This is a genomic window from Streptococcus sp. (genome assembly GCF_030528045.1).
Lineage (GTDB): Bacteria > Bacillota > Bacilli > Lactobacillales > Streptococcaceae > Streptococcus.
In genome coordinates this window covers 1-4436 of record NZ_JAUMZR010000068.1, presented here as the reverse complement: position 1 = coordinate 4436, position 4436 = coordinate 1, and the positions used below count along the sequence as shown (strand labels likewise).

The window sequence follows — 4436 nt, the reverse complement described above, 5'->3', positions numbered from 1 at the left end:
AGCTACCTGTTCTCAATCATACCTTTAAAACGGCTTTACATACCTTTATTCGCTACAAAACCTACATCACTAATGCCATTGAATTGCCTTATTCTAACGCTAAACTAGAAGCAACAAACAAACTCATCAAAGACATCAAGCGCAATGCTTTTGGCTATCGGAACTTTGAAAACTTTAAACAGCGTATCTATATCGCTTTGAATACCACAAAAGAGAAGACGAACTTCGTCTCCTCTCGTGCTTAGTTATAGGTCACCCACTACAGTTGACATAGAGCCTTTTTTAATACGTTCCTTCTTCACCTTGACTAGTCAAGATAACAGGACCGTCTTTGGTAATCACGAACTGGTGTTCATATTGGCAAGACAGGCCGCCATCTATAGTCTTATGAGCCCAGCCAGTCTTCATATCTGTATCAATTTCCCAGTCACCAGTATTGATCATGGGTTCAATGGTCAGTACCATTCCTTCACGGAGACGGAGTCCACGGCCTGCAATACCGTAGTTAGGAACCATTGGCTCCTCGTGCATAGTTGGACCAACACCATGACCAACCAAATCACGTACAACCCCATAACCGCGACTTTCAGCGTATTCTTGAATGGCTGCACCGATATCACCGATACGATTGCCGACAACTGCTTGCTCAATCCCTTTATACATAGCTTCCTTGGTCACGTCCATCAGGTTTTTCACTTCTTCAGACGGTGTACCAACCGCATAAGCCCAACATGAGTCAGCTAAACCACCAGTATAACTTTGGGTGTATTTTTTCATTTGCTCAACATTGTTAAAGTTGAGTTTAGATACATTGAGGTCGGATTTGGCAATCGGACCACCCAATACCATGTCAACCTTGAGCAAATCGCCATCTTCCAAGATGTAATGACGTGGGAAAGCGTGAGCTACTTCGTCGTTGAGAGAGCAACAAGTGGCATAGGGGTAATCCATAACAGCACCATCCACACCAATCTGTAAAGGAAGGAAATTCTCCTCTTTACAACGTCGACGAACGTACTCTTCAACTTCCCACATATCCACGCCTGGCTTAATCAAATCACGTAAGCCGATATGGATACTTGCTAGGAAATCACCAGCCTTGTCCATGGCTTCGATTTCACGTGCTGATTTTAAAGTTATCATTTTTTCTCCTAGATTCTAATTAATTTTAACCGTAACATTTGCTTTTGAAACAATCTGATGACCATGATAAATATCATAATCAATAATAGCTGAACGTCTCGTGTGGTGAATAATCCGAGCCTGAATCCGCAGAGTATCATCTATCTGTACAGCCTGCAAGAAATAAATCAACATCTGTTCAATGATGAGATTACGTCCGCTATTGACAACGAGGTCTTGGGTCATATGGTTGAGGATTTCAGCCAAGACTCCATTAGCAAGGACCCCATTTTTCTCCAGCATGAAAGGCTCAACAGTAATAACGACTTCATCATGATGATAAGAGAGTTTTTGCCCGATTTGCTCTGAGAAGGTCGGCAAAGCAGAAACTTGGGAACGGCTCATCTTTTCCATGACATCTCGTCGTGTTACGACACCAAGCAAGGTTTGGTTACTTCTGACAACGGGAACCATCTCAAAATCTTCTGCAATCATTCGTTGACTGACATTGGCAATATTGGTCGCTAATCCTGTTACAAAGATAGTACGTGTCATCACCTTATCAATCGTCGTGCTGGGGGATTTGTCTCCTGCGTCACGCATAGTAACAACTCCAACAACCACTTGGTGCTGATTAATGACTGGGAAACGACTACTTCTGTTCTTACGGACCAAATCTAGATAGTCTTTGACTGTATCCGTTTCTCTCAAAAAACCATACTCATGACTGGGACGATAAAGCTTCTCGACTGTCAGAATATCGGTTTTGATTTGAACATTTGAGAGGGCTTTGTTAATCATGGTAGCTACAGTAAAAGTGTCATGTTTACTCCTCAGAACTGGAATCCCTTTTTTATTAGCCAACTCAAGAACATCGTCCTGCACATGAAAACCACCCGTTACAAGGACCGCATTTTCATTTTCCAGCGCTAAAAGTTGAATACGAGTACGGTCACCAACAATCAAAAGACCGCCATCATGGAGATAGGACAGGATATTTTGCTCTGTCATAGCCCCGATGGAGAATTTACTAAACTCTCTCTCAAGCCCTTCCTGACCAGCTAAAACTTCAGAGGAGGTGACTTCAGCAATTTCAGCATAGGTTAGCCTCTCAATAGCCACTTTCTGGGACTTGACTCGAATGGTTCCACTACGTGGCCGAGTTTCAACGATGCCACGATTTTCAGCTTCTTTGATAGCTCGGTAGGCTGTTCCGTCACTAACACCTAGGTGATTGGAAATACTGCGTACACTAACTCTCTTCCCAATTGGCAACTCTTCCAGATAGGACAAAATTTCCTGGTGTTTACTCATTGAATTCTCCTTTTATGTATCGAAATTCAAGATAGTCCCTCATTTTTCGTGTATAGCGATCGCTCCCCTTAAACTGTCGTACGAGGCTAAAGCCCGATTTTAAGGCTACTTTTTGACTAGCTTGATTCTCCAGATGAGTGGTGATGGATAATTGTTTTAAACCAAATTCTTCAAAGGAAAGCTGACATAGCTTGGTAACCACTTCTGTCATGAAACCTTGTGACCAAGAATCTTTATTTAAGAAATAACCAATTTCTGCTTCTTTTTTGATTTCATCGATTTTTTCAAATTTAATGGAGCCAATCATTTCCTGATTTCCTTGGAGACAAATTGCCCAAACACCTAGAGGATTCTTCATAAAATAGTTAGCAAGTGCGTACTGACTTTCTTCCAAACTTGCTTGACTAGGAAAGATAAACTGCAAATTCTCAGGGTTTGAAGCAATCTCGAAAAATGCTTGACTGTCACTAAAAAAGAAAGGACGCAAATACAAGCGCTCCGTTTCAAAAAAAGAAAACATTGCTAATTTGGTCCAAATATTCATAATCACCTCAACAGCTTAGTCTTCAACGAGTGTAATATCCGCTCCAAGACTACGCAATTTTTCAATAATATCTGAGTAGCCACGAAGGATAAACTCAATATTCGTAATTTCAGTCTGGCCTTGAGCCATCAAGCCAGCGATGACAAGTGCTGCACCAGCTCTCAAGTCTGTAGCTTTTACACTTGCCCCGTGTAAGTTACGACCACCGTTGTAAATAATGTGATCGTTTGTAGTCGTAATATCCGCATCCATTTTCGCTAATTCAAAGACATGATTAACACGTTTCTCATAAATCGTATCAATAATGGTTCCACGACCTTGAGCAGTTAGTAAAAGTGGCGTGATAGGCTGTTGCAAATCGGTTGCGAACCCTGGATAGGGTGCAGTTTTGATATTGATGGCCTTTAAACCAGACTGTTCTTCAACGAAGATACTGTCTTCTGAGACCGTCATACGAACGCCCATTTCCTCTAGTTTGGCGATAAAGCCTTCTAAATGTTCATAGAGAACATTGTTAATGCGAATTCCTTTTCCTACCGCTGCAGCAAGTGAAATATAGGTTCCAGCTTCGATACGGTCTGGGATTACTTGGTGACGCGTTCCATGAAGTTTCTCGACACCGTCAATAATGATAATATCAGTCCCTGCACCACGAATATGGGCCCCCATGTTGTTCAAAAGGGTAGCAACATCGATAATTTCTGGTTCACGAGCCGCATTTTCAATGACAGTGCGTCCCTTAGCTTTAACCGCAGCAATCATCGTGTTAATCGTTGCTCCAACGCTGACGGTATCCATGTAAATACTTGCGCCATGAAGCCCCTTACCTTGAGCAGATAAATTCATATTATCTCCTTCATAGCTGACCTTAGCACCCATGGCTTCAAAGGCTTTTAAGTGAAGATCAATCGGACGAGGTCCCAGATCACATCCACCAGGAAGTCCAACTGTAGCTTCTCCAAAGCGACCTAAAAGACTTCCGTAGAAATAATAAGAAGCACGCAAGCTATTAATCTTGCCATAAGGCATTGGAATGTTTTGAACACCTCTTGGATCGATTTCCAAGACATCCTCATAACGCTTAACAGTCGCCCCCATAATTTCCATGATTTCGACAAGACTAGCAACGTCTGAAATATCTGGAACACAATCTAAAGTGACAATATCATCTGACAAGATAATAGCCGGAATAAGCGCTACAACACTATTTTTAGCACCACTAATGGTGATCTCACCTTGCAATGGACGTCCACCATTGATGACAATTTTTCTCATGTTTTACTCTTTCAAAATTTACTAAAAAGGTCTTTTCATTCTATTATACCATAATTTTCAGTTTTTTCCCATTCCTATTTACTAAATACCATCTCATTTTGATAAAAAAAGACCTATCACTCAAGCTTTTCGGCTCTATAATATCTGTAGTGGGTAAAAACCACTATGGAAATTATGGAGC

General features: G+C 41.5%; 5 protein-coding genes. 1 reads left to right on the top strand and 4 read right to left on the bottom strand.

Features of this window, described 5'->3' with window-relative positions; translation table 11 throughout:
* On the top strand, positions 1-245 hold a 245-nt coding region (locus Q4A91_RS09230), incomplete at its 5' end, for a transposase (RefSeq protein ID WP_303211342.1).
* Positions 246-282: 37 nt separating this feature from the next.
* On the opposite strand, the gene Q4A91_RS09225 is transcribed toward Q4A91_RS09230, so the two are convergent.
* Genes Q4A91_RS09225 through Q4A91_RS09210 form a run of 4 tightly spaced genes read right to left on the bottom strand, consistent with a single transcriptional unit; the run spans position 283 to position 4255 of the window.
* Positions 283-1143, bottom strand: a complete 861-nt coding sequence (locus Q4A91_RS09225; protein ID WP_303214217.1) for a methionyl aminopeptidase — start codon at positions 1141-1143, stop codon at positions 283-285.
* Positions 1144-1158: 15 nt separating this feature from the next.
* A complete protein-coding gene (gene spxR, locus Q4A91_RS09220) occupies positions 1159-2436 on the bottom strand; it encodes a CBS-HotDog domain-containing transcription factor SpxR (RefSeq protein WP_303214215.1) in 1278 nt (425 codons plus the stop codon).
* Positions 2429-2980: a GNAT family N-acetyltransferase gene (locus Q4A91_RS09215; RefSeq protein WP_303214213.1), complete on the bottom strand. Its 552-nt coding sequence runs from the start codon at positions 2978-2980 to the stop codon at positions 2429-2431. Before Q4A91_RS09215 ends, spxR begins: the two co-directional genes overlap by 8 nt.
* A 15-nt stretch (positions 2981-2995) precedes the next feature.
* Positions 2996-4255, bottom strand: a complete 1260-nt coding sequence (locus Q4A91_RS09210; protein WP_084849590.1) for a UDP-N-acetylglucosamine 1-carboxyvinyltransferase — start codon at positions 4253-4255, stop codon at positions 2996-2998.
* Positions 4256-4436 lie beyond the last annotated feature (181 nt).